This is a genomic window from Metaplanococcus flavidus, assembly GCF_042675885.1.
Classification (GTDB): domain Bacteria; phylum Bacillota; class Bacilli; order Bacillales_A; family Planococcaceae; genus Planococcus; species Planococcus flavidus.
This window is the reverse complement of the sequence record NZ_JBHTKI010000001.1, coordinates 39,930-63,100: the sequence shown is the minus strand read 5'-3', so window position 1 is coordinate 63,100 and position 23,171 is coordinate 39,930. Positions and strand designations below refer to the sequence as shown.

At 46.3% G+C, this 23,171-nt stretch carries 21 protein-coding genes; 12 read left to right on the top strand and 9 right to left on the bottom strand.

The genetic code is table 11. The annotated features are described in order from the left end of the window. Positions 1 to 27: 27 nt before the first annotated feature. The 3 genes from ACFQ1X_RS00290 to ACFQ1X_RS00280 are packed head-to-tail and all read right to left on the bottom strand — an operon-like array spanning position 28 to position 1,826. Positions 28 to 873, bottom strand: a complete 846-nt coding sequence (locus ACFQ1X_RS00290) for an RluA family pseudouridine synthase (RefSeq protein WP_144841047.1) — start codon at positions 871 to 873, stop codon at positions 28 to 30. A gap of 55 nt (positions 874 to 928) precedes the next feature. Then, positions 929 to 1,399 (bottom strand): thioredoxin family protein, encoded by a 471-nt coding sequence (locus ACFQ1X_RS00285; protein WP_144841048.1) that lies wholly within the window; start codon positions 1,397 to 1,399, stop codon positions 929 to 931. A 1-nt stretch (position 1,400) separates the two neighbouring features. Beyond that, complete coding sequence (locus ACFQ1X_RS00280) at positions 1,401 to 1,826, bottom strand: disulfide oxidoreductase (protein ID WP_144841049.1); 426 nt, start codon at positions 1,824 to 1,826, stop codon at positions 1,401 to 1,403. A 131-nt stretch (positions 1,827 to 1,957) separates the two neighbouring features. Between ACFQ1X_RS00280 and ACFQ1X_RS00275 the strand changes: the two genes are divergently transcribed. The 4 genes from ACFQ1X_RS00275 (at position 1,958) to ACFQ1X_RS00260 (ending at position 7,203) form a co-directional block, all read left to right on the top strand. Beyond that, positions 1,958 to 3,502: a GNAT family N-acetyltransferase gene (locus ACFQ1X_RS00275; protein ID WP_144841050.1), complete on the top strand. Its 1,545-nt coding sequence runs from the start codon at positions 1,958 to 1,960 to the stop codon at positions 3,500 to 3,502. A gap of 123 nt (positions 3,503 to 3,625) precedes the next feature. Continuing rightward, on the top strand, positions 3,626 to 5,329 hold the full coding sequence (locus ACFQ1X_RS00270; protein WP_144841051.1) for a phospho-sugar mutase: 1,704 nt from the start codon (positions 3,626 to 3,628) through the stop codon (positions 5,327 to 5,329). A gap of 102 nt (positions 5,330 to 5,431) precedes the next feature. Further along, positions 5,432 to 6,547 carry a GAF domain-containing sensor histidine kinase gene (locus ACFQ1X_RS00265; protein WP_144841052.1) on the top strand — a complete coding sequence of 372 codons (1,116 nt, stop codon included), beginning with the start codon at positions 5,432 to 5,434 and terminating at the stop codon, positions 6,545 to 6,547. A gap of 14 nt (positions 6,548 to 6,561) precedes the next feature. Then, the gene (locus tag ACFQ1X_RS00260) at positions 6,562 to 7,203 is read left to right on the top strand and encodes a response regulator (protein WP_144841053.1); all 642 of its coding nucleotides are present in this window, start codon (positions 6,562 to 6,564) and stop codon (positions 7,201 to 7,203) included. 48 nt (positions 7,204 to 7,251) lie between these two features. Here ACFQ1X_RS00260 and rsgA read toward each other — a convergent pair whose 3' ends face one another. Continuing rightward, positions 7,252 to 8,307, bottom strand: a complete 1,056-nt coding sequence (rsgA, locus tag ACFQ1X_RS00255) for a ribosome small subunit-dependent GTPase A (RefSeq protein ID WP_144841054.1) — start codon at positions 8,305 to 8,307, stop codon at positions 7,252 to 7,254. Between the two features lie 369 nt (positions 8,308 to 8,676). On the opposite strand from rsgA, the gene ACFQ1X_RS00250 reads away from it, so the two are divergent. From ACFQ1X_RS00250 to ACFQ1X_RS00235, 4 genes are all read left to right on the top strand, one after another. After that, a complete protein-coding gene (locus ACFQ1X_RS00250) occupies positions 8,677 to 9,885 on the top strand; it encodes an acyl-CoA dehydrogenase (RefSeq protein ID WP_144841055.1) in 1,209 nt (402 codons plus the stop codon). A 15-nt stretch (positions 9,886 to 9,900) separates the two neighbouring features. Next, positions 9,901 to 10,965 (top strand): phosphotransferase family protein, encoded by a 1,065-nt coding sequence (locus ACFQ1X_RS00245; protein ID WP_144841056.1) that lies wholly within the window; start codon positions 9,901 to 9,903, stop codon positions 10,963 to 10,965. Positions 10,966 to 11,175: 210 nt separating this feature from the next. Continuing rightward, positions 11,176 to 12,474 carry a DUF2254 domain-containing protein gene (locus tag ACFQ1X_RS00240; RefSeq protein WP_144841057.1) on the top strand — a complete coding sequence of 433 codons (1,299 nt, stop codon included), beginning with the start codon at positions 11,176 to 11,178 and terminating at the stop codon, positions 12,472 to 12,474. A 40-nt stretch (positions 12,475 to 12,514) separates the two neighbouring features. Beyond that, positions 12,515 to 13,564, top strand: a complete 1,050-nt coding sequence (locus ACFQ1X_RS00235; protein ID WP_144841058.1) for a mechanosensitive ion channel family protein — start codon at positions 12,515 to 12,517, stop codon at positions 13,562 to 13,564. Between the two features lie 44 nt (positions 13,565 to 13,608). Here ACFQ1X_RS00235 and ACFQ1X_RS00230 read toward each other — a convergent pair whose 3' ends face one another. The 3 genes from ACFQ1X_RS00230 to ACFQ1X_RS00220 form a co-directional block, all read right to left on the bottom strand. Continuing rightward, positions 13,609 to 14,178, bottom strand: a complete 570-nt coding sequence (locus ACFQ1X_RS00230; RefSeq protein ID WP_144841059.1) for a hypothetical protein — start codon at positions 14,176 to 14,178, stop codon at positions 13,609 to 13,611. A gap of 3 nt (positions 14,179 to 14,181) precedes the next feature. Then, positions 14,182 to 15,084: a cation diffusion facilitator family transporter gene (locus ACFQ1X_RS00225; RefSeq protein ID WP_144841060.1), complete on the bottom strand. Its 903-nt coding sequence runs from the start codon at positions 15,082 to 15,084 to the stop codon at positions 14,182 to 14,184. Positions 15,085 to 15,149: 65 nt separating this feature from the next. Then, the gene (locus tag ACFQ1X_RS00220) at positions 15,150 to 16,466 is read right to left on the bottom strand and encodes a hemolysin family protein (RefSeq protein WP_379080864.1); all 1,317 of its coding nucleotides are present in this window, start codon (positions 16,464 to 16,466) and stop codon (positions 15,150 to 15,152) included. A gap of 197 nt (positions 16,467 to 16,663) precedes the next feature. Between ACFQ1X_RS00220 and chrA the strand changes: the two genes are divergently transcribed. The 3 genes from chrA to ACFQ1X_RS00205 are packed head-to-tail and all read left to right on the top strand — an operon-like array spanning position 16,664 to position 19,728. After that, positions 16,664 to 17,833, top strand: a complete 1,170-nt coding sequence (gene chrA / locus ACFQ1X_RS00215; RefSeq protein WP_144841061.1) for a chromate efflux transporter — start codon at positions 16,664 to 16,666, stop codon at positions 17,831 to 17,833. A 17-nt stretch (positions 17,834 to 17,850) separates the two neighbouring features. Continuing rightward, positions 17,851 to 19,104, top strand: coding sequence for a kynureninase (gene kynU / locus ACFQ1X_RS00210; RefSeq protein WP_144841094.1), 1,254 nt, complete (start codon positions 17,851 to 17,853; stop codon positions 19,102 to 19,104). Further along, complete coding sequence (locus tag ACFQ1X_RS00205; RefSeq protein ID WP_144841062.1) at positions 19,105 to 19,728, top strand: cyclase family protein; 624 nt, start codon at positions 19,105 to 19,107, stop codon at positions 19,726 to 19,728. A gap of 42 nt (positions 19,729 to 19,770) precedes the next feature. Here the strand turns inward: ACFQ1X_RS00205 and ACFQ1X_RS00200 are convergent, their stop codons facing one another. Further along, positions 19,771 to 20,205 (bottom strand): arsenate-mycothiol transferase ArsC, encoded by a 435-nt coding sequence (locus ACFQ1X_RS00200; protein ID WP_144841063.1) that lies wholly within the window; start codon positions 20,203 to 20,205, stop codon positions 19,771 to 19,773. A gap of 119 nt (positions 20,206 to 20,324) precedes the next feature. Then, positions 20,325 to 20,837, bottom strand: a complete 513-nt coding sequence (locus ACFQ1X_RS00195) for a universal stress protein (protein WP_144841064.1) — start codon at positions 20,835 to 20,837, stop codon at positions 20,325 to 20,327. Positions 20,838 to 21,432: 595 nt separating this feature from the next. Between ACFQ1X_RS00195 and ACFQ1X_RS00190 the strand changes: the two genes are divergently transcribed. Next, entirely contained in the window at positions 21,433 to 23,169 is a 1,737-nt protein-coding gene (locus ACFQ1X_RS00190) for an ABC transporter ATP-binding protein (RefSeq protein WP_144841065.1), read from the top strand. The last annotated feature ends 2 nt before the right edge of the window (positions 23,170 to 23,171 follow it).

Below are 23,171 nucleotides of genomic sequence, written 5' to 3'. Positions count from 1 at the left end.
TCCCTTGTGAAAAAGGGAACTTCTTTTTTATCTTGCCGTATCTTCAACGACAATTTTTTCATCGGTGAACGGATGGATGAATGACATGCGGAAGGCATGAAGATGGTAGGCGCCGTCCTGTGTCGATGGTCCGCCGTATAATTCATCGCCGATGATCGGGTGGCCAATATGGGAAAGATGGGTGCGGATCTGGTGTGTCCGGCCGGTTTCAAGGGAAAGCTGCAGCAGCGACTTGCCTTCCATATGGCGCAGTAATTTATAATGTGTGACTGCGCTTTGTCCGGTTGGTGATACCATGCGGCGCGTGGGGTGATGGCGGTCACGGCCTATGGCAAAATCGATGGTGCCGGATTTGTTGTGGACTTTCCCGTTGACGACAGCTTCGTAATCGCGGACGAGCTGTTTCTGTTCGAGCATACGGTCAAGGATGTTTTTCGCGACCGGATGCTTCGCGACCATCAGCAGACCAGAAGTTCCCTGATCGAGCCGGTGAACGTGTTCTCCGTATGAACCGCCACCGCGTATGATATGGCCGATGATGGCATTGATGAATGTGTCGTTCTGTCCGATTTCATTCGGGTGGGTGTTCATGCCTTTAGGTTTGCGGGCGATAAGGAAATGTTCGTCCTCGAACAGCACCGGCAATTCAATGTCGTGATTGGGTTCATAAGGGGAGTCCGCTTTTGGAAGATCGAATTGCAGTATAGTGCCTTTTGGCAGTGGTTCTTTCCAGACGACTTCCTGGAATTTATCGTTTTTTACGGACTTGGCCATGCGCAATTCGTGGACAACTTTTTTGCCAAGGCCCCATTCGGTGCGAAGTAATTCTTCGACGGTAATTCCGTCATCTTTAATTTCATAATTCCAGCTCATTACTATTGCCTCCATAAAAAAAGAGCATGCGCAATGCACATGGCTCTCTTGTCATTTATTTTTGAACGACTTCTCTGAAAAACTCTTCAATATTCTCTTTTGGCTGCGCTCCAACCCAGCGCGCTACTTCTTCGCCATCTTCATAATGGACAAGAGTAGGTGTCGATTCGATCATATATTGCTGTCCGCCTTGATTATACTCTAGCAGATTGTATTGCAATACGTCTACATCCATATCTTCAGCAACCGGCATCAGAATAGGGGTAGTATTTTGGCAATGGATGCAGGTCGGGCTGAAGAAATAAACCGTAGTCGGCTCTCCACTGGCAATCTGTTCTTCCAATTCACCAGGCAGGACGATGTTCTGGTAGTTTTCATCATCCAGTTGATCGATTGTGGCCTGATCCAAATCTTCTTTGTCATAAGGGTTGTCTGCCAGTTTTTCGCTATTGGACATTTGCGTAAGCACGATGATCAATGCAAAAATGGCGAGTACGACGCCTCCGATGATAAGCATTTTTTTCAATTTATTTTTCCTCCTTCAATGATTTCAGCAAAACGATGCTCATTCCAGCAATTAAGATAAATGCAACAAGCGCTAAAAATGGAATGGTGATAAATCCCAGGTAATTGATATATTGGCTTGTGCAGGGAACCAATCCGCACGAAGGGGCCGAATCGGATAGGAAGGAAAGTTTCTGAATCCCGTAATGATACAGGGAAATCATGCCACCGATACCTGAAATGATCAATGAGGTCAAAGCGATTCTGACATTCTTCTGAAAATAGGCTACGCCGATGATGATCACCAGTGGGTACATGAAAATCCGTTGAACCCAGCATAGTTCACATGGGATATAGCCGCGGACCTCTGAAAAGTAGAGAGAGCCGACAGTGGCAATCAGCGCAGTTGCCCATATGCCCAGCAAAAGATTTTCTTGTATTTTCGTCATGTCTTAGGTCCTCTCTTGTTAAATAGCTACTATAGAATTATAATTCTTTAGTTGGGGCAAGTAAAATAATATTATCCACTGTGCTTATCCTATATAATAAGATGTGATACTTTTGTGAAGGAGTGGCAGCAATGGCAGAGCAATTCGATTTATCCAATTTTGAAAAAAGCATGATCATCCGTGAGATGAATTATGCTGATATAAATGCCATTCTCGAAATGCAGCGTTTATGTTTTCCAGGAATGGAACCATGGAAAGAAGAACAATTAAGAAGCCATCTGGGCGTGTTCCCTCAAGGCCAGCTGGTAGCAGAACTGGACGGAACAGTAATTGGCTCATGTTCAAGCCTATTGATAAATTTCGACGAATACGACGATCGGCATACATGGGATGATGTTACCGACGGCGGTTATATAACGAATCATAACCAGGACGGCTACAATATGTACGGCATCGAAGTGATGGTGCACCCCGAATACCGCCGTATGCAAGTAGGGCAGCGTCTCTATGAAGCCCGCAAGGAATTGGCGCGGGAACTGAATCTGAAATCGATCATCATTGGCGGACGGATTCCGAATTACCACAAACATGCGGATGAAATGTCGCCGCGTGAATACGTGGATTCGGTATCCCGCCACAAAATTTACGACCCGGTACTTACATTCCAATTAATGAATGGTTTCCAATTGATGCGCATCAACCCTAATTATCTGCAGGATGATAAAGCTTCCGGAAAATATGCAACACTGATGGAATGGAATAACGTCGATTACAAACCGATTTCCAAACGTCATTTCAAAACGAGCCTTCCGGTACGCATCTGTGTGGTGCAATATCTGATGCGCGCGATTGAATCTTTTGATGATCTGGCGAGCCAGGTGGAATACTTTGTGGATGTGGCCTCAGACGCCCATTCCGATTTCGTCGTATTCCCTGAAATCTTCACGACTCAGCTGATGTCGTTCCTGAATGAACCATCGCCGAGCCAGGCAGTGCGGAAGCTGACGGAATATACACCGCAATACATCGAACTTTTCACCGATCTGGCTGTCCGCTATAACATCAACATTATCGGCGGATCCCATTTTGTAAAAGAAGAAGACGATGAAATCTACAATATCGCTTATCTTTTCCGTCGTGACGGTTCGATCGACAAGCAATACAAAATCCACATCACCCCGAACGAACGGAAATGGTGGGGAATCTCTGCGGGTGATTCTGTCCGCGTATTCGATACGGATTGCGGAAAGATCGCTATTCAGATCTGCTATGATATCGAATTTCCGGAACTTGCGCGCATCGCGACAGATATGGGAGCGAACATCATCTTCTCGCCATTCTGTACGGAAGATCGCCAAGGCTACTTGCGCGTCCGCTATTGTGCACAGGCACGTGCTGTTGAAAACCAGATCTATACGGTCATTTCCGGTACGGTCGGCAACTTGCCACAGACTGAAAATATGGATATCCAATACGCACAGTCGGCAATTTTCGCACCTTCTGATTTTGAATATGCCCGGGACGGCATTGTTGGAGAAACCAATGCCAACCTGGAAATGGTTCTGATCGGTGACGTCGATCTGGAAATTCTCAGACGCCAGCGCCAGAACGGCACAGTTAAACAATTAAAAGACCGCAGACATGATGTCTACCGGGTTGAATACAAAAAAGATTAAGTTTACACAATATATGAAGAAATTACTGAACCGCTTCCGGATGGAGGCGGTTTTTTTTCTTCATTTTTGGTAAACTGGAATTAGTAAGATTGACATGCACGAATTACGAATGGAGGGATTTCTATGGATTGGAAAGAACGGATTAAGCGCTGGTTGGATCATGAGGATCTGGATGAAGTGACGCGGAGCTCGCTGAACGTGTTGCGTGAAGATGAGAAAATGGCAGAAGATGCATTTTATCAGGATCTCACTTTTGGAACTGGCGGTATGCGCGGGGAAATCGGTCCGGGCACGAACCGGATGAATGTCTATACTGTGCGAAAAGCATCACAAGGCATCGCTGATTACATAAAATCGAATGGTGAAGAGGCGATGGCAAGAGGGGTCGTCATTGCTTACGACAGCCGACGCATGTCACCGGAATTCGCGGAAGAAGCAGCGAAAACTTTTGCTTCAAATGGCATTCATGCTTATTTATACAGCGGTACACGCACGACTCCGCAATTGTCATTCAGTGTCCGCTATCTTCATGCGTTTATGGGAGTGGTTATTACCGCGAGCCACAATCCGCCGGAATACAACGGCTATAAAGTATACGGCGAAGACGGAGCACAGCTGAATCTTGAGGATGCCGACCGGGTCATTGAGTTTGTCAGCAATGTGGAGAATGAACTGACTATTGCCAATGGAAGTTTCAAACCCGAATTGCTCGTCACATTGGATGAAAAGTTGGACCAAGCCTACATTGCCAATGCGCTGACTGTCCGGGAACAGCCGGATGCGTTACCGATTCAGGCAGTTTTCACCCCGCTTCACGGTGCTTCAGGTGCAACGGTAAAACGATTGCTGGAAGAAGCCGGATACACAGGAATCAGTTTTGTCGAAGAGCAGATGCAGCCGGACGGGGAATTTCCGACTGTGGCATCACCGAATCCCGAAGAAGGCGATGCATTCGAATTGGCAAAGGAATATGGCAAAAAGGCGGGCGCCGATCTTTTGATTGCGGTAGATCCGGATGGTGACCGTGTGGGCATTGCCGTTTCAAACGGCGACCATTATGAATTATTATCCGGCAACCAGACCGGCGCAATCCTGATCGAATATCTTTTAAGCCAGAAGAAAGCTAAGGGGACGCTTCCTGACAATGGCCGTATTTTCAAGACAATCGTGACTTCCGAATTCGGCCGCGCTGTCAGTGATGCATATGGAGTCGATACGGTTGACGTGCTTACGGGCTTTAAATTCATCGGAGAAAAGCTGCGGGCAAACGACAGCAGCAAGGAATTCGAGTTTTTATTCGGCTATGAGGAAAGTTATGGTTACCTGATCCGTGATTTTGCCCGCGACAAGGATGCGGTACAGGCGGTGCTGCTTCTGGTTGAAGCTGCAGCGTTTTATAAGACACAAGGCAAGAATCTGCATGATGTGCTGGTCGAGTTATATAATCGCCACGGCTGGTACCGGGAAGCTCTGGTTTCTGTAACGAAAAAAGGAGCGGATGGTGCGAGAGAAATCCAGGCGTTGTTGAGCGGCATGCGCAAGACTCCACTCCAATCAATTGCAGGAATCCGGGTTGCTTCAATAGAAGATTACGAAACTCAAAATCGGGTTTTCACTGATTTGGACAAGAGTGAAAAGATTCAATTGCCGCAGGCCAATGTTTTGAAATATTTCCTGGAGGATGGTTCATGGATATGCCTGCGTCCAAGCGGAACAGAACCGAAGGTCAAATTCTATTTCAGTGTCAAAGCGGATACAGAACAGCAATGCGACGAAAAATTGGAATTGATCAAGGAATCATTCCTTCATGAAGTGAATAATAGGTAAATGAATGGCTCCCTGAAACAGGGAGCTTTTTCATTCGAAAGTATGAGGCGAATTGGACCTGGATACGTGTATGGTTGAAGTAATAGTGATGAGGTGAAGAAAATGATGCTGAGTGAGCATTCCAATGTGATTCTGCTGAAAGAGATTGCGGAATTGCTGAATGAAGAAACGGATATGGAACGGATGCTGGGCGGTGCTATAAAGAAGCTGTTGAAAGGTTCGAATTTCGAAACGGCGTGGATTTTCTTTATTGATGAAGAAGGTAAGCACCGGCTCATGGCACAGGAAAATCTGCCAACCGCTCTCGAAGAGGACGATTGCCGGCACCTTCAAAAGGGCGGTTGCTGGTGTGTCAAACGTTATCATGATGGCGATTTGGAGAAAGCTTCCAACATCATTGCCTGCCAGCGCATTGAAAATTCGATTTCGGAAAAGACCGGAGACCACGGAAGGATTACACATCATGCAACGGTGCCTCTGCAATCCGGTTTGGAGAAATTCGGTCTGCTGAATATTGCTGCACCAAACACAGAGCGCTTTTCAGCTGATGAGTTGGCATTGCTGGAATCGGTAGCCTTTCAGATCGGGTCCGCCATCAAGCGCATCGGCCTGACAAGACAGGAACAGGAATTGGCGCTGGTGACCGAACGCAACCGACTTGCCCGTGATCTGCACGATTCAGTCAATCAATTGCTGTTTTCTGTAACGCTTACGGCAAGAGGCGGTGTTGAAATGTCAGGTGATCCAATAATCAAGGAAACGTTCAGTGATATTCAGCACCTGACACAGGAAGCGTTGAATGAAATGCGGGCGCTGATCTGGCAATTACGGCCTAAGGGACTGGAAAGCGGCTTGCTCGAAGGGATCAAAGGATATGCGGATATGCTTGGTTTGGAACTGGAGACGAAAGTGAACGGCGTGATCCAGCTTCCTTCCAGAACGGAAGAAACCTTATTCCGCATTGCCCAGGAAGCGCTGAACAATATTCGGAAACATGCAGGAACCGACCACGGTCAGTTGTTCCTGTCTGTAACCTCGACAGATGTGCTGTTGGTTCTGAAGGATGATGGCAGAGGTTTCATTATGGATGAAAATCATACGATTCCTTCCATCGGCATGCTGAGCATGAAAGAACGGGCGAAATCGGAAGGCGGAACGGTCGAATGGTCCAGTGAAATGGATAAAGGGACAGAGATCCTTGTAAGAATTCCTTATTAGAAAAGGGGCTCAGTTTGATGAGAGTGTTAATAGCTGATGATCATCATGTGGTAAGACGCGGTCTTTTGTTTTTTTTGAAGACTCAGAAAGATATTGAAGTGGTGGGCGAAGCTTCTAACGGCAAAGAAGCTGTGGACATGGCTGCAAGTTTGAGGCCCGATATTGTGTTGATGGATTTAGTGATGCCGGTGATGGATGGCATTCAGGCCACACGGAAAATCAAAGAAAAAAACCCGGAAATCATTGTGCTGATGCTGACCAGCTTTTCAGACCGCGACCACGTCGTGCCGGCGATCGAAGCGGGAGCGGCAGGCTATCAACTGAAAGATATCGAACCCGATGAACTGGTGGAGTCGCTGCGAAGTTTAATGAGAGGAGAAAACACGCTTCACCCAAAAGCGTCCTCTGAATTGATGAAAGGACCGGCAGCACCTGCACCGCATACGGTAAACTATTTGACGCCGAGGGAAAAAGAAGTGCTGGCGGAACTGACAAAAGGGAAAAGCAATCGTGAAATTGCGTCCGCGTTGTACGTGACCGAGAAAACAGTTAAAACGCATATCTCGAATATCTTCGCGAAACTGGAAGTCCAGGACCGTACCCAGGCGGCATTATATGCAGTCAAACATGGATTGACTGAGGCCGGGATTGAATAATAAAGAAGAGGCGGACCGCATTGATTGCGGTTCTGCCTCTTTTTGAATTTATCGTTTTTTGACCGGACGTTTCCGCGAATCTTTTGTAATCTGCTTCCATTTTGAACGTGCCGATTTTTGTGCGGCAAGATCACTTTTTCGTTCCATATGGGCAAGTTCCCGTTTCAGTTTAACGTAACTGCGGAATCGGTCTGGCTGCAGTTCACCGGTTTCGAGTGCTTCCCGGATAGCGCAGCCGGGTTCATTGCCATGTGCACAATCACGGAAACGGCAAGTTTCTGCGAGCGTTTCAACATCCGAAAATCCTGTTTCGACTCCTTCGGAATAGTCGCCCAGCTGAAATTCCCGCATTCCAGGCGTGTCGATCAGCAATCCGCCAGTCGGCAATAACACCATTTCGCGGTGTGTGGTTGTATGGCGGCCTTTGCTGTCGTCTTCCCGGATTTCCTGGACCGCCATCAGTTCGGTTCCGGCAAGCGCATTGATCAGAGACGATTTGCCGACGCCGGAAGAGCCGAGCAGCGCGCCAGTTTTGGAGCCGGCCAGAACGTTTTGCAGCTCGTCGATTCCTTCCAGTGTGACACTTGAAACGGCATGGACCGGAACCCCGAAGGCAACCGAATCCACTTCTTTCAGGTAAGGCTCGATATTTTCACACTGATCCCTTTTCGTCAGGACGACTATCGGGTTGGCACCCGAATCCCATGTGGCCAGCAGGTAACGTTCAAGCCGCCGGACATTAAAATCATGGTTCAGCGACATCACAAGAAATGCGTAGTCCACATTGACAGCGATTGTTTGGATATCGGACGTTTCACCTGCCGCTCCTCTTGAGAAGCTGGAGATGCGGGGAAGGACCTGATGGATAATGCCTTTTTCTTCGCCCGGCATTTTCTCCACAACGACCCAGTCGCCGACACAAGGAAATTCCTTCTTAGAGTGACTGTGTGTAAATTTCCCGGCCAGGGAACTCAGCCATTCCCCCTGGTCTGTTATCACGCGGTAAAGATTTTTATGTTCGAGCACCACACGTCCGGTTACTCCGTTTGTTTCGATTTTTTCCTGCCACTTTTCATTCCAGCCGTAATTTTCAATAATTGTCAATTTGAGTTCCTCCAATTTTTATGCATAATAAAAAACCATGGATGCGTCGTGCAAATCGCAGTCCATGGTTCCCGGGCATAATGGAAGAAGCGTATCGTCAGCGATACACGGAGCGGGATACGATAGACTGGATTTGCTGTTTGCGTGCAATGAATAGAATAGCCATAATACCCCACCTCTTTCCTCAAGTTATCTTTAAGATACCGGATTAAGCAGAAATGGTCAATGCTTTTTTATTCGCGATTCAAATTATTGCGGGAATTCGGAAAAAGAATGGTGGTCCCTTGCAAACAACCAAAAGAAACGCTACCATTAAATTAATATTCTGAACATACCAACTGGTCAGTATAAAGAAAGGTGGAACAAATTTTGGATTTTTCCTATTCGCCAAAAACTCAAGAACTGCAGCAGCGTTTGACCAACTTTATGGAAGAGCATGTTTATCCGAATGAAAAGGTATATGAACAGCAATTGAACGAGCAGCAGAACCGCTGGACGGAGGTGCCGCCGGTAATGGAAGAGCTTAAGCAGAAAGCGAAGGAGCAGGGACTGTGGAATCTGTTTCTGCCGGACAGTGAGTATGGGGCAGGGCTCAGCAACCAGGAATATGCGCCACTGTGTGAAATTATGGGCAGGTCGCTGATTGGACCCGAAGTGTTCAATTGCGGCGCGCCGGACACCGGCAATATGGAAGTACTGGTGCGTTACGGCACGGAAGAGCAGAAGTCAAAATGGCTCGAACCGCTCTTGGACGGGCAGATTCGCTCATGCTTTTCAATGACGGAACCGGACGCCGCATCGAGTGATGCGACGAATATATCAGCAACAATCATAAAAGATGGTGATGACTATATCGTCAACGGTCGCAAATGGTGGTCTTCGGGAGCGGGCGATCCGCGCTGCAAAATCGCCATCGTCATGGGCAAGAACGATTCGGATGCATCCAGATATGAACAGCAGTCAATGATTCTGGTACCTTTGGACACAGCGGGCGTAACGATTGAACGGATGCTGCCGGTATTCGGTTATGACCACGCACCACATGGCCATGCAGAAATCAATTTTGACAATGTCCGCGTTCCTGCAGGGAATATAATCTGGGGGGAAGGCAAAGGCTTTGCTATCGCACAGGGCAGGCTGGGACCCGGCAGAATCCATCATTGCATGCGTTTGATCGGAGCGGCAGAACGCGCGCTGGAAGAAATGTGTATGCGTGTTCAGGAAAGGTCGCCGTTCGGCAAGCCGCTGGCGAACCAGGGGGTCATCCGTGAATGGATTGCCGATTCGCGCATTGATATTGAACAGGCACGTCTACTGACACTGAAAGCCGCGTATATGATGGACACCGTCGGCAATAAAGAAGCGAAAGCGGAAATTGCCATGATCAAAGTTACAGCACCGAGTATGGCGCTGAGGGTTATTGACCGTGCCATCCAGGCATTTGGCGCAGCAGGTGTCAGCAACGATTTCACCTTGGCGGCACAATGGGCAAATGCGAGAACACTGCGGCTGGCGGATGGTCCGGACGAAGTCCATCGCAACCAGATTGCCAAACTGGAATTAAAAAAATATCAATAAAGGGGAGGGAAAACGATGAGAGATTTTGAAGCTGCTACAATTCCTGTAAGAGAAGGAGAAGAGATCGATAAGGCTAAGCTGCAACAATTTTTGAAGGCTTCAATTGATGGATTGCCTGAGGGAGAGCTGGAAATCCGTCAATTCGGAGCAGGGCATTCCAATTTGACCTACGCCTTGAAAATCGGTGAATGGGAAGGGGTTCTCAGAAAACCGCCTCTCGGACCGGTTGCCCCGAAAGCGCATGATATGGAACGGGAATTCAGGATTCTGCAGTCGCTGGCGCCAGTTTTTCCTTCTGCGCCAAAGCCATATGTGTATTCCGAAGATCTATCAATTGCCGGCAGTCCTTTTTTTGTCATGGAAAGGCGCCATGGAATTGTTTTGGACACGGAATTTCCGGATGGTATGGAAGTAACAGCTGAAATCGGCAGAAAAATTTCAGAAAAAATGGTTGATACCCTGGTGGAACTGCATGCCATCGATCCTTACCAAACTGCGCTTGCCGAAATGGCAAAACCAGAAGGCTTCATGGAGCGGCAGGTCAGCGGTTGGATCGGACGTTATGAACGAGCCAAAACAGATGAAATCGATGGGCTTGAAAATTTGAAACAATGGATGATGGATCATATTCCCGAATCTCAGGAACCGACCATTATTCATTACGATTTTAAGTTGAATAACGCTATGTTCAGCGAAGATTTTTCTCAAATAACAGGCTTGTTTGATTGGGAAATGACGACTGTCGGCGATCCGCTGGCAGATCTGGGAGCCGCGATGAGTTACTGGATACAAGCGGATGATCCGGAACTTCTGAAATTCGGAATGGGCAAACCTTCTGTCACTGTCAATGAAGGATTTTTCACACGGGAAGAATTTATTCGCAGCTATGCTGAAAAAAGCGGCCGTGACGTCTCACAAATCGATTTTTACCTGACCTTTGCGTACTTCAAGTTGGCAGTCATCGTCCAGCAGATTTATTACCGTTATAAAAACGGACAGACACAGGATCCGCGGTTTGCGCATTTTGACCGATTCGTCAAAAGCCTCATCCGCTATGCACTTGGAACAGCCACAAAATAGTGGAAAGGGAATGGTTCCTGAAAAAAAGTCTCTTTTTTGAACTGAGTGCCCAGAAAAATTCCAATAACTGATCAATAAAAAGCTTCCGCCAACCGGAAGCTTTTTTTGGTCTAAGAAATACCACTCATGAATAATAGTGCAATGAAGAGTTTGTCATACGCTGCGACAGGGGAAATATTCGTTATAGGGATAACGAGGGGGAACAGAGATATGAAAAATTTTGCGTTTTGGATTAAAGAGAAGTTATGGGTGACTCCCGCTGTGTACAGTATTATTGCGGTGGTGTTATCTATTCTGTTCTTTTATGTCGATTTGCATTGGATCGATGAGTTGAGTGAATATATACCTTCAATACTCCTGACAAACGTGGATTTGGCGAAAACAATCATGGGGAGTTTGTCCGGTGCTTTACTGACAATGACTACTTTCACATTTTCCACTATTCTCGTCGTGCTGACGATGTACTCTTCTCAATTCTCACCAAGGACTTTAAAGAATTTCGTCCATGACCGGCTGACATGGAGAGTGCTGGGCGTATTTCTTGGCGGTTTCATTTATAATACCTTATCGCTGTTGTTTATGAGAGCACATCTATACAGTCATGATGTAATCTCCACTTTTGTCGGCATCGTGATCGCGTTCTTTTGTCTGGCAACATTCGCTTATTTTATCCACCATATTTCCACCACGGTTCAGGTAGGAAAATTGGTAATCGAATTGGTGGAAGATACAGAGCGTGTGGTAGGGAAATTCGAAGAACTCGAATCTAAAGCTGTCGGTCCCGCGATTGGCTGGAAACCTGATGGCATCAAAAGGACAGTCATGGCAGGGAAAGCAGGCTTTATCGGCTACATCTATTTTGAAAAACTGCTGAAGTTTGCTGAAAAAAAGAACTTGGAAATTGAAGTGGTGACTTGTATCGGTGAATATGTCCATGAAAATAAACCATTGGTAAATATTTATATGGCAGATTCTGTAGAATTTCCGGTTGATGAATTTTTTGTTATCGGGGAAGAGCGGACTTCGGAACAGGATATTGAATTCGCTATGCAGAAACTGGTGGAAATTGCATTGCGGGCAATATCGCCGGGCATTAATGACCCAAACACGGCAAATGATATTATTCTCCGCCTCGGCAATCTGCTTGGAAAAATCGGAAATCTTCATACAGGCGGCTTGGTATTCACTGACCAGGAGGGAAATGGACGCGTGCTGTATCCATTGCCGGTGTTCGAAGAGATTCTCTACCAAATCTATTATCAGCTTGCCTATTATGGCAAGTATGACATCTCCGTGCTGTCGGCGATCACGGATTCTTTGATTGTAGCCGCTGAATCGACGCCTTCCAGCCGCTACGGCGATTTGTGGAACATCCAATTATACGTCCTGGAAGGAATCAATTCTGCGCAGCTGAAGTCACTTGACCGTAAATTTCTGCAGAATAAAGTGGACAGTCTTTCCGATCAGCTCGGACAGTCTTCCATCAATCTGATGATGAATGAAACATGATTGATTTTACTTTTATCAGGCAAAAGGAAGGAGGGGGATCATGGAGAATGGCCAAACCTTCAGGGGTGTAGAAGTGCTGAAAGAATTGTCAGTTCAGGAGTTTTTCATGTTTTTTGTGTATCTTTCCCTGATTTTTGTCGTCAAACTGGCAATTGAGTGGATCGTAAAAACGATATTGAAACGAACATCACACAAGAAAAGATTCATACCGATCATCGAAGCCATCCTGAACTGGCTGGCCTTCTACAGTTCCATTATTCTGTTCTTATTTTATTTCTGGAAGGAAAGATGGCTGACCCATCCCTTTTATGAGACAGACGGCGTTGAAGTGACTGTGTTCCTGATCGTCGTGGTCATCATGATTGTGACTTTTGCCAGCCGCATCATTAAAACATTCAACCGCCACGTTATGCCGTTTATTTACGAGCAATTTGATATAGATGTCGGTTTGAGCTTCACCATCAATCGGCTGATCTATTATACGGTGATGTTCCTCGCGCTGGCATTGAGTTTCACTACGGTTGGCCTTGACCTCACTGCACTCGGTGTCGTTTTCAGTGTCCTTGGCATTGGTATCGGTTTCGGTGTGCGCAATATTGCCGCGAACTTCGTGTCAGGCATCATCATTCTTTTTGAACGTCCGATGGAAGTCGGGGAAATGGTCGAAATCGACAATAAAATAGGTAAGATTAAGCGGATTAAATTGAGGTCGACTGTCGTCGAAACGTTAAAAGACGGGACGCTTGTTGTGCCGAACCAATATTTCATCGAGCAAATTGTCAAAAATCGTTCCAGTGCTGAATTGTTTGCAAGGGTGGAGGTCAGTGTCGCATATGGCAGCGATACCGCGAAAGTCGAAAAATTAATCTGTGATGCTGCACAAAAAGAAATTGCGGCCATGGACGGTGTTCCGGAGGATCAACAGCCCGATATCAGATTCATCGGTTTCCGAAATTCCGCTTTGGATTTTCAGGTGGAAGTGCATGTAACCGATGTCCAGATGAAGGAGCAGCTCGAAAGCAGGGTTCGCCATTCGATTGCCGGCTTGTTCTTCGAAAATGATATTGAATTGGCAGCCCACCCACTATAAATAAGTAAGCCCCTTGCCTAAATTTAGGCAAGGGGCTTTAAAATTTACACTTCATCTTCCTGAATCCGTTCGACGTTGCCGCCTGACCGCTCCACGCTATTTTTAATGGTGCCGGTCATCGATAGAATCGCTCCTGCCTTCATATCAAGCACGGTGCCATCTTTCATATAGAAAGTCACGGCATTCACCTTGGTGACCCCGTTTTCTTTGATGATCCGTTCCTCCACTTTTTCAAAATCCGTCCATTCGTATTTTTCGGATGTTAAAGCAAAAGGGGCGTTGTGAACGAAGTTTTCTGAAGTTATGTAATAATAATCGGTCAGTGAAAAGCTTACTCCAGCTATTCCCACAACGAATAATATAAAAGCTGCTCCGTATTTCTTCACTCGCTGCTCCATTGTAGCCAAAACAACCAAACCGCATGCCAGGAGTGCAAGGCCGATACCTCCGGTAATCATCGAAATGGAAGAGGTACCAATTTCATAGGCAGCAGGTGTGATGAACATTGACTTAATTGGATAAAAAACTCCAATTGGTGCAATTATGGCAGAAATAAATAAGATGACTGAGAATGTAATATACACTACTTTCTTTTGATCAATAAAATCGAACATAATTTAATCCTCCTTCTTCTCCGGGTCTTCATAATCAGAATAGTCCGGCTCTATATGTACGAGTACAACACAATTTGGTTTCGTTTTTTTTACTTTTCTTTCAATTTCTTCCGTTATCCAGTGGCTTTCAGTTACATTCAGCATAGGATCCACTTCGATTGTCAGATCCACAAACATGACGTTGCCATGATGGCGTCCTTTAAAATCGCTCAACTTCCGGACACCGGGCACTTTTCTGATGATGGCTGATAAAGTTTCAAGTTCGTCTTCATTGAAGGCGTCGGTGAGTGTCATCACTGATTCTTTGAAGATGTCCAAAGCCGTTTTCAATATGATCAGCCCGACGATAAATGCTGTTATGACATCAATGACCGGTGCACCAAGAATGGCGCCAAGTATGCCAATTCCCGCACCGATACTGACAAGTGCATCCGAGCGGTTGTCATAAGCTGCTGCTGCAACAGCAGTGCTGTTGATTTCCCGGCTCAATTTTAAGTTGTAACGGTAAACAGCGTACATGACGATTGCCGAAAAGAAAGCAATTCCCGCAGTGTATAGAGAAGGCTCGGTCTGTTCACTGGGAGAGAAAAAATTACGTCCGGCACCAAGAAGAACCTGCAAACCAATGACGGCCATGATGAAAGAAGCCAAAAGGGAAGCGACCGTTTCAGCCCGCAGATGGCCATAATGATGATTGTCATCCGGTGGTTTTTGAGAAATCCGCAATCCGACCAATACGGCAACTGAAGCGATGATATCAGTCAAATTATTCAGACCATCGGCTTTCAATGCTTCCGACGAACCGGCAAAACCGAATACCAGTTTCAAGGTGCTGAGGAATACATAAGCACCAATGCTCAGCCAGGCGCCTTTTTCCCCGCGGCGCAAATTTGTGTATAACTCCATAAAGTTTCCTTCCTCCAAATCTTCCAAACAAAGTGAAAACGACCCCCGCATGAGAGTCGCTTTTGCTATTCATCCTGTTCGGTTTCATCAATTTTCCGGACTTCGATATAAAGGATGTGATGGCCATCCACTTCTTTGATTTGAAACTCAAAGCCCTGTTCAATTATCTTTTCTCCGGGAATGGCATCAAAATTCTTGCTCATGAGCCAGCCGCCGATCGTATCGATATCTTCTTCATCAATTTCTATTTCCAGTATATCATTAATGCTTTCAATCAGCATCCTCGCGCTGAAAATATAATGGTCATCGCTGATTTGTTGGACCTCGGGGACTTCTTCAATATCGAATTCATCCTGGATGTCACCAACAATCTCTTCAATGATGTCTTCAATTGTGACAAGGCCGGATGTGCCACCATATTCATCCCTTAGTATTGCCATATGTATCCGTTCCCGTTGAATTTTCAGTAATAATTCACTCAGCGGCATTGTGTCGATGACCTGGATAACAGGAAGAACAAAGTTTTCCACGGATTTGTCGCCATTGAGGGGATTCCTGATATACGCTGTCAGCAGATATTTCATATTCAGGACACCGATAATATGATCTTTGTCACCATCGATGACCGGATAACGGGTGAATTGCTCCATTCCGGCTATTTCTAATACTTGCTTCAAGGTGAGATCTTTTTCGATGATCTTCATCTCGGTTCTCGGAACCATCACTTCCTTGGCGATGCGTTCATCGAATTCAAAAATTTTATTGACGAAAGCAAACTCGGAAGAATTGATTTCACCGCTCCGCAAGCTGTCAGCAAGTATGATTTTCAGGTCTTCCTCGGTATGTCCGATATCCGATCGGGAAATCTGGCTGATGCCGAACCAGCCTACGATCATTTTAGTTAATTTATGAAAAATCCATATTAACGCATACATCAGCTTATAAGCCACTATCAGCGGTTTGGCTATTGCAAGCGTGATTTTTTCCGCCTGATGGATGGCGATTGTTTTTGGCACCAGCTCACCAACGATGGTCAACAGTGTCAATACAATGAAAAAGGAAATCAGGAATGCCAAAAAGCCGGCAACCGATTTCGGCAACTCCAGATTTGTCATCAATGGGGCAATAATGTCGACGACCGCTGCGTGGCCCAACCAGCCAAGGCCCAGTACAGAAATCATGATGCCGATCTGGCAGGCGGATAAATATTCGTCCACATTTTTCACGATGCGTTCTGCTGCAGGCGCATTGCTATGGCCTTCTTCCAACAACTCGTCAATCCGGCTTCTGCGGACTTTTACAATGGCATATTCACTTGCCGAAAAAAAAGCTGCTGAACAGATCAGCAAGAAAAAGGCAATCAATTGTATGGCTATATCCAAATAATTCCTTTGTTTCAGTCAAAAAAAGAAGAGTGAAACAAAGTCTGCACCTCCTGGAGAAATATAAAGTAATTTAATGATACGGGAAGGAAAATAAAAAGACAAACAATTCCGCAAATAATATTTACATAGTTGTAATTTAACTCACATAAGCAATCGGTTATCCTTAAGTACAGACAAAAAAAGGAGAGACTCCAATGGCACAGAATAAATACGTGGAAATTTTAAAAGCTTCGACCAAATTGGGCTTGACCTCATTTGGCGGGCCGACTGCCCATCTCGGTTATTTTCGGGATGAATATGTAGAGAAAAGAAAGTGGCTGGATGACAAGGCTTATGCCGATTTGGTCGCCTTATGCCAATTCCTTCCAGGTCCGGCCAGTTCACAGGTCGGCATTTCCATCGGCATGCTGCGGGGAGGAATTCTCGGGGGATTCCTGTCCTGGTTCGGTTTCACGATGCCTTCGGTTCTCATACTGGCGTTGTTTGCAATGTTTATTTCGGGAGCATCATTTGATGCCGGCTGGATCCAAGGGTTGAAAATCGTAGCAGTGGCCGTCGTAGCCCATGCATTGCTCGGCATGGGAAAATCACTGGCACCGGATCGGCAACGGATTGCCATCGCTGTGCTATCGGCGGCGGCAATTCTGCTCGTGCCGACCGCGTGGGCGCAAATCGGCGTCATCGTTGTGGCTGCATTAATCGGCTACTTCATCTACCGCAATGAAAAAGCGCCGGAAGCTGTCAAGCTGGCACTGACTTTCGGCAGGAAGACCGGAATAGCCGCATGGACGATCTTCGCCGGATTATTAATCGGGCTGCCGTTATTGCGGCCTTTGATCGAATCTGGCTACTACGCAATTTTTGATATTTTTTACCGCGTCGGATCAATCGTTTTCGGCGGTGGCCACGTCGTGCTGCCGATGCTTGAACGGGAAGTCGTCCCGGGCTTTATGGATGCCGATACTTTCATCGCCGGATACGGAGCTGCGCAGGCAGTACCCGGTCCACTCTTTACGCTGTCGGCATATCTGGGCCAATTGATGGGCAGCGGCTGGGGCGTCATAATCGCAGTCTTTGCCATGTTCCTGCCTTCATTTCTGCTGGTCATCGGCACTTTGCCGTTCTGGAGTGTCATTCGGACCAAACCTGGCGTGCAGGCTGCATTGAAAGGAGTAAATGCGGCGGTAGTGGGTATTTTGCTTGCTGCTTTATACGATCCTGTGTTTGTGTCAGCGATTCAACGGCCCGCCGACTTTGCCGTTGCGATAATTGCTTTTGCCATGTTAGTCTATTTTAAACTCGCACCTTGGATTGTCGTTTTGATAACGGCAATTTTAGGGGCTGCAATGTATGCATTCCTATAGATGAAAGGAAGATGACAATGGTGACCGCGAAACAATTGGATGAGCAGGATGGGCTGAGGGATTTTAAAAATGAGTTTTATATGGAAGAAGGGCAAATTTATATGGATGGCAATTCACTCGGGCTGATGTCGAAACGGGCAGAAGGGAAATTGCTCAGCTTGATGGACAGCTGGAAGAATTTTGGCATCGACGGATGGACGGAAGGGGACAATCCCTGGTTTACGCTTGCTGAAGAAATGAGTTCGCGCATCGCGCCTTTTGTCGGCGCTCAGGCAAATGAAGTGATGGTGACAGGGTCAATCACTTCGAATATTCACCAGATGCTGTCGACTTTATTCCAGCCGACGCCGGAACGTTCGGTTGTGCTGGTTGACGAACTGAACTTTCCATCGGATATTTACGCGGTGGAAAGCCATATTCGGCTGCGCGGACTGGATCCCGCAATGGCGATGCGGAAGATAAAAAGCCGCGATGGCTACACCTTGGAATTTGAGGACATTTTGGAGCAATTGACGGAAGATGTTGCGGTCGTGCTGTTGCCATCCGTGCTCTATCGGAGCGGCCAATTGCTGAACATCCGTGAAATTACCGGAGCGGCACATGATAAAGGGATTCTGGTAGGCTTTGACCTGGCGCATTCCATTGGTGCGATGCCGCACCACTTGCATGAAGACGGTGTCGACTTTGCGGTTTGGTGCCATTATAAATACATGAATTCGGGTCCTGGCGGAACTGGCGGCCTTTATATCCATGAACGCCACCATCACCTTCTGCCTGGAAATGCCGGTTGGTTCGGTTCTGATAAAGCCAAACAATTCGACATGGATCATCATTTTACTAAAGCGGAAGGAGCGGGGGCTTATCAAATCGGCACGCCGAACATTTTCAGTATGGCACCGCTGCTTGGCAGCATAGAAATTTTCGAAGCGGCCGGAATTGAAAATGTGCGGGAAAAATCCCTGAAACTTACTTCTTTATTGCGCAGCCGATTGGTAAATGAATTACCGGAATTGACCGATGTAACACCGCAGCAGGACGAAGAGCGCGGAGGGCATATCGCGCTGTCCCATCAGGAAGCGGCAAGAATCTGCAAAGCGCTGAAAGATAAAGGAGTCGTGCCCGATTTCCGTGCCCCGAACATTATCCGGCTCGCGCCTGTTGCTCTGTACACATCATTCGATGATGTAGAGCGCACGATAGAGATCCTTAAAGCGATTATGGACGAAGAATTATTTAAGAATTACACAAACGAACGAAATGTGGTGGCGTAGATGGCAAAAAAAGAAATTTTTGATATTTCCATGGAGTTGAATGCAGAGACACCGGAATGGCCCGGAGACCGCCCGTTTGAATATTCTCTTTCTGTGACGAAGGAGCAGAGCGGATCAGTGAATGTGGGGGAAATAAAATCCAGCACTCATATGGGTACCCATATCGACGCACCGTTTCATTACGACGATGATGGACTGAAGATAGAAGAAATGCCATTAGATGTTTATCTGACTTCAGCTCAAGTCGTGGACGTGCAGGAATTGGGGGAAGTTGGGGTGGAAAATTTGCCGGAACCAGAAGAAGGCGTCACAGCAATCCTGTTGAAAAGTTGCAGCTGGAGTGACCGCCAGCAATTTCCGGAAACATGGCCGGTTTTTTCAGGTGCGATTGCAGAATGGATGAAGGCGAAAGGAATCCGCCTCCTTGGAGTGGACGTTCCTTCCGTTGATCAGCAACACAGCAAAGAGCTGCCTATGCACCAATCGATGAATAAACACGGGCGCTATATTTTGGAAGGCGTTGTACTGGACCATATTGAACCGGGGGTATACCAACTAGCTGCGTTGCCGTTGAAAATCACCGGCGCGGAAGGCAGTCCAGTCCGGGCAGTGCTTTATCGGTAACATCAAAAAAACCTTCACCTCATTTATCGGGGTGAAGGTTTTTTACATATAATCAGACCGGAAATAAGTCTCCATATCTTTAATGTTCATGGCGATTTCATCACAGATTTCCTGATATAATGCCCATTGTTCTGTTTCATCCAATGACCGCAGCTCAGGATTCCGGATATCCCATCGCAACAATTTCTGAGCGGGCAAATCTGAGGGTATATCATCTTGTTCCAATTCACCGTCATGCATCGCGATGATCAAATCCGCTTCGCTGACTTCATCGTGATTATAGGTTCTTGGTTCCACCACAGGCAGATCAAGAATGATTTCCTTCATAATTTCCATTGGAGTCTCGCTGATTGAATGTTGACTCCAAGCCGCACTTCGAATTTCCCAATCAGGAAGGTCGAGCCGGTTTGCCCAAATCTCAGCCATGAGTCCACGGTGCTGGTGTGAAGACAGAAAGTAGACGGTTTGCTTGGACATGGCTGTTCTCCTTCTTCCTTTGTTTCGAGTTTTTTATACTTTAGTAATGTTTACCCATTCGTTTTAGCTTTAAACTAGTGTTTATATGCTATTTGTGATGCAGAAGTGTCTTAGCTATACTATTTGATAACCAGAACGGAACATGGAGAATCCTTTAACAGTTTTTTGCTGACCGAGCCGATGAAGAACTTTTGCAAGCCGGATTTTCCGCTATTGCCCACAACAAGAAGCTCTATTTTTTGTTCTTCTATAAAAGCGGGAATTGTTTTGGACGCATTGCCTTCCAAGGCTAAAACGTTGGCCTCGACGTTCTTTTCATCCAATTGCTGTTGAATGGAGTTATGCATGTGTTTTGAAAACTCGGATTGACGTTCAAGAGTATCGCTGGAGGTGCGTCCCTCATCCACAGCACCCGGTGTGAAAGGGGCATTTGTGCCATCGACATCAGGGATTATGATAGATGAAGGGGTATCTCCGGGAGCCATGAAACTGGTGCTTTCCTGTGTTTCTTCGTTTACGTAAATAATCGTCAATTCCGTTTCCGGAAAATCCTGCTTCAATTCGAGTGCTTTATCAAAAGCCATCTTACTGCCGTCTGATCCATCATATGCGATTGCAATTCTTTTAAACATGAACTTCACCCCGCTGTTATTTTCTCTTATTATTAAAAGTACCCGCCATTCTGAAAAGAAAAACATTTGTTTGTTTTGCAATAGTAAATAAAGCCCGCAGATTCAAACGAATAAAATCAGATTGTGTTGAGCAATGCTTACAAGCTGAGCTTTACGAATATTCTCTTTTTTAAAAATTATGTTGACAATTCAAAAAAGGCAGTGTTACGCTTGAGCTATCAAATTTGAAGGAATGGAGGTTTTGACGATGAAAAAAGTAAATGCAATAGTCCCATATAATTCCATACTTACGTCAGGCCATCCTTTTTTTTGTCTTTGAATTTACTTCGTGACTAGAAATTTTCGGGACCGGTCTGACCACCTGTCCTTTTTTCGTGAGCGCATGCCGAGAAAAATCGGCATGCGCTTTTTTATTGTCCGCATTTCATAAGTTTTAATCAGCTTCAGCTGTTTAAATAATCGGCACTGGGGATCAGTCGCCAAATAAAAAATAGAGGAGAATATAAAATGGGAAAAATCCAACAAAGAAAAATAATGACAAAAGAATCGGCAGAAGGCGATTAGCTGAAATTGTAAGGGAAAGAAGGAGTTTTTTATGTTTGATGTTTTATGGAAGTTAAGATGGTTTTTTAAAGAAAACTGGCTGCGTTATACGGTGGCTGTGGGATTATTGCTTATTGCCAATATCCTTGAAATCATTCCGCCGTGGCTGATCGGAGTCGCCATTGATGCGATTGCGCAAAATGAGCTGACAACAGAATTGCTGTGGCAATATATTATCGTCTTGGCGGTCGCCATGATACTGGCTTATCTCATTAATTTTGTTTGGCAGTATCAATTGTTCGGTGGGGCTTACGTTATCGAGCGGCAGCTTCGATCAAGCCTCATGGGCCATTTCCTGAAAATGACTCCGACATTTTTTGAGAAGAACCGCACCGGTGATCTGATGGCGCGGTCTACAAATGACTTGCGGGCAATCTCGGAAACTGCGGGATTTGGCATATTGACGCTTGTCGATTCGACTTTATATATGGGGACGATCATTATTGCGATGGGATTCCTGGTGTCATGGGAATTGACTCTATTGGCGTTGATTCCGTTGCCGATCCTGGCGATTATTGTCCAGATACTTGGACGCAAAATTCATGACCGCTATACGCTTGCACAGGATGCATTCGGTGATATGAACGACAGTGTTCTGGAATCGGTTGGCGGTGTCCGCGTGGTGCGTGCTTACGTTCAGGAGCGGGCTTCAGAACAGCAATTCGCCGAAATGACCGATGATGTTTATGAAAAGAATATGGCGGTCGAACGGATTGATGCCTTGTTTGCGCCGGTGACCAAAATTCTGACCGCGATCAGTTATATGATCGGTCTCGGCTACGGTGCCCTTTTGGTGGCAGATGGTGTCATGACGCTCGGTGATCTCGTGGCGTTCAATGTATATCTCGGTATGATCGTCTGGCCGATGTTTGCGATCGGTGAGTTGATCAATATCCTTCAGCGCGGCAACGCTTCATTGGACCGCGTCAATGAAACCCTGGATTATAAGGAAGATGTTGTGGATCCCGAAAAACCTGTTTTTGCTGATAAACCGGAAAACATCGGCTTCCGCGATTTCAGTTTCACCTATCCGACTTCAAGTACGATAAATCTGCAGGGCATCAATTTATCGATGAACAGCGGACAGACGCTGGGGATTGTCGGTAAAACCGGCAGCGGCAAAACGACTTTCGTCAAGCAATTGATGAGAGAATACCCGGCTGGCCAGGGATCCATCATGTTGAATGGCATTGAGCTTTCAGATTTGACGAAAGATCAGCTGCGTGGCTGGATCGGCTATGTGCCACAGGATCACGTGTTGTTTTCTCGGACAATCCGCGCCAATATCCTGTTCGGAAAATCTGATGCGACGGAAGAAGATATTGCAGAGGCGATTCGCCTTTCTCATTTTACAAAAGATTTGGAAATGCTGCCGGGCGGTCTCGATACGCTGGTTGGCGAAAAAGGGGTCGCATTATCAGGCGGCCAGAAACAGCGCATCTCGATAGCGAGAGCGTTGATTAAAAACCCTGAGATTCTGATTCTTGATGATTCGCTGTCTGCAGTTGATGCCAAAACCGAAGCGCGGATCATCGAAAATATCCAGGCCGAACGTTCCGGTAAAACGACAATTATCACGACCCACCGCCTGTCAGCCGTGCAGCATGCGGATTGGATTGTCGTATTGGATGACGGAGTCGTCATCGAAGAAGGAACACATGACGATTTGCTGAAGAAAAATGGATGGTATAACGAACAATTCCTCCGCCAGCAGATTGAGGAGGTGTAAGA

Excerpts from the sequence above, each read along its gene's own strand:
- ACFQ1X_RS00275 (WP_144841050.1), top strand. The coding sequence starts at position 1,958 with ATGGCAGAGCAATTCGATTTATCCAATTTTGAAAAAAGCATGATCATC.
- ACFQ1X_RS00280 (WP_144841049.1), bottom strand. The coding sequence starts at position 1,826 with ATGACGAAAATACAAGAAAATCTTTTGCTGGGCATATGGGCAACTGCG.
- ACFQ1X_RS00190 (WP_144841065.1), top strand. The coding sequence starts at position 21,433 with ATGTTTGATGTTTTATGGAAGTTAAGATGGTTTTTTAAAGAAAACTGG.
- ACFQ1X_RS00245 (WP_144841056.1), top strand. The coding sequence starts at position 9,901 with ATGAGAGATTTTGAAGCTGCTACAATTCCTGTAAGAGAAGGAGAAGAG.
- kynU (WP_144841094.1), top strand. The coding sequence starts at position 17,851 with ATGGTGACCGCGAAACAATTGGATGAGCAGGATGGGCTGAGGGATTTT.
- ACFQ1X_RS00265 (WP_144841052.1), top strand. The coding sequence starts at position 5,432 with ATGATGCTGAGTGAGCATTCCAATGTGATTCTGCTGAAAGAGATTGCG.
- ACFQ1X_RS00225 (WP_144841060.1), bottom strand. The coding sequence starts at position 15,084 with ATGGAGTTATACACAAATTTGCGCCGCGGGGAAAAAGGCGCCTGGCTG.
- chrA (WP_144841061.1), top strand. The coding sequence starts at position 16,664 with ATGGCACAGAATAAATACGTGGAAATTTTAAAAGCTTCGACCAAATTG.
- ACFQ1X_RS00290 (WP_144841047.1), bottom strand. The coding sequence starts at position 873 with ATGAGCTGGAATTATGAAATTAAAGATGACGGAATTACCGTCGAAGAA.
- ACFQ1X_RS00230 (WP_144841059.1), bottom strand. The coding sequence starts at position 14,178 with ATGTTCGATTTTATTGATCAAAAGAAAGTAGTGTATATTACATTCTCA.
- ACFQ1X_RS00235 (WP_144841058.1), top strand. The coding sequence starts at position 12,515 with ATGGAGAATGGCCAAACCTTCAGGGGTGTAGAAGTGCTGAAAGAATTG.
- ACFQ1X_RS00195 (WP_144841064.1), bottom strand. The coding sequence starts at position 20,837 with ATGTTTAAAAGAATTGCAATCGCATATGATGGATCAGACGGCAGTAAG.
- ACFQ1X_RS00200 (WP_144841063.1), bottom strand. The coding sequence starts at position 20,205 with ATGTCCAAGCAAACCGTCTACTTTCTGTCTTCACACCAGCACCGTGGA.
- ACFQ1X_RS00270 (WP_144841051.1), top strand. The coding sequence starts at position 3,626 with ATGGATTGGAAAGAACGGATTAAGCGCTGGTTGGATCATGAGGATCTG.
- ACFQ1X_RS00240 (WP_144841057.1), top strand. The coding sequence starts at position 11,176 with ATGAAAAATTTTGCGTTTTGGATTAAAGAGAAGTTATGGGTGACTCCC.
- ACFQ1X_RS00205 (WP_144841062.1), top strand. The coding sequence starts at position 19,105 with ATGGCAAAAAAAGAAATTTTTGATATTTCCATGGAGTTGAATGCAGAG.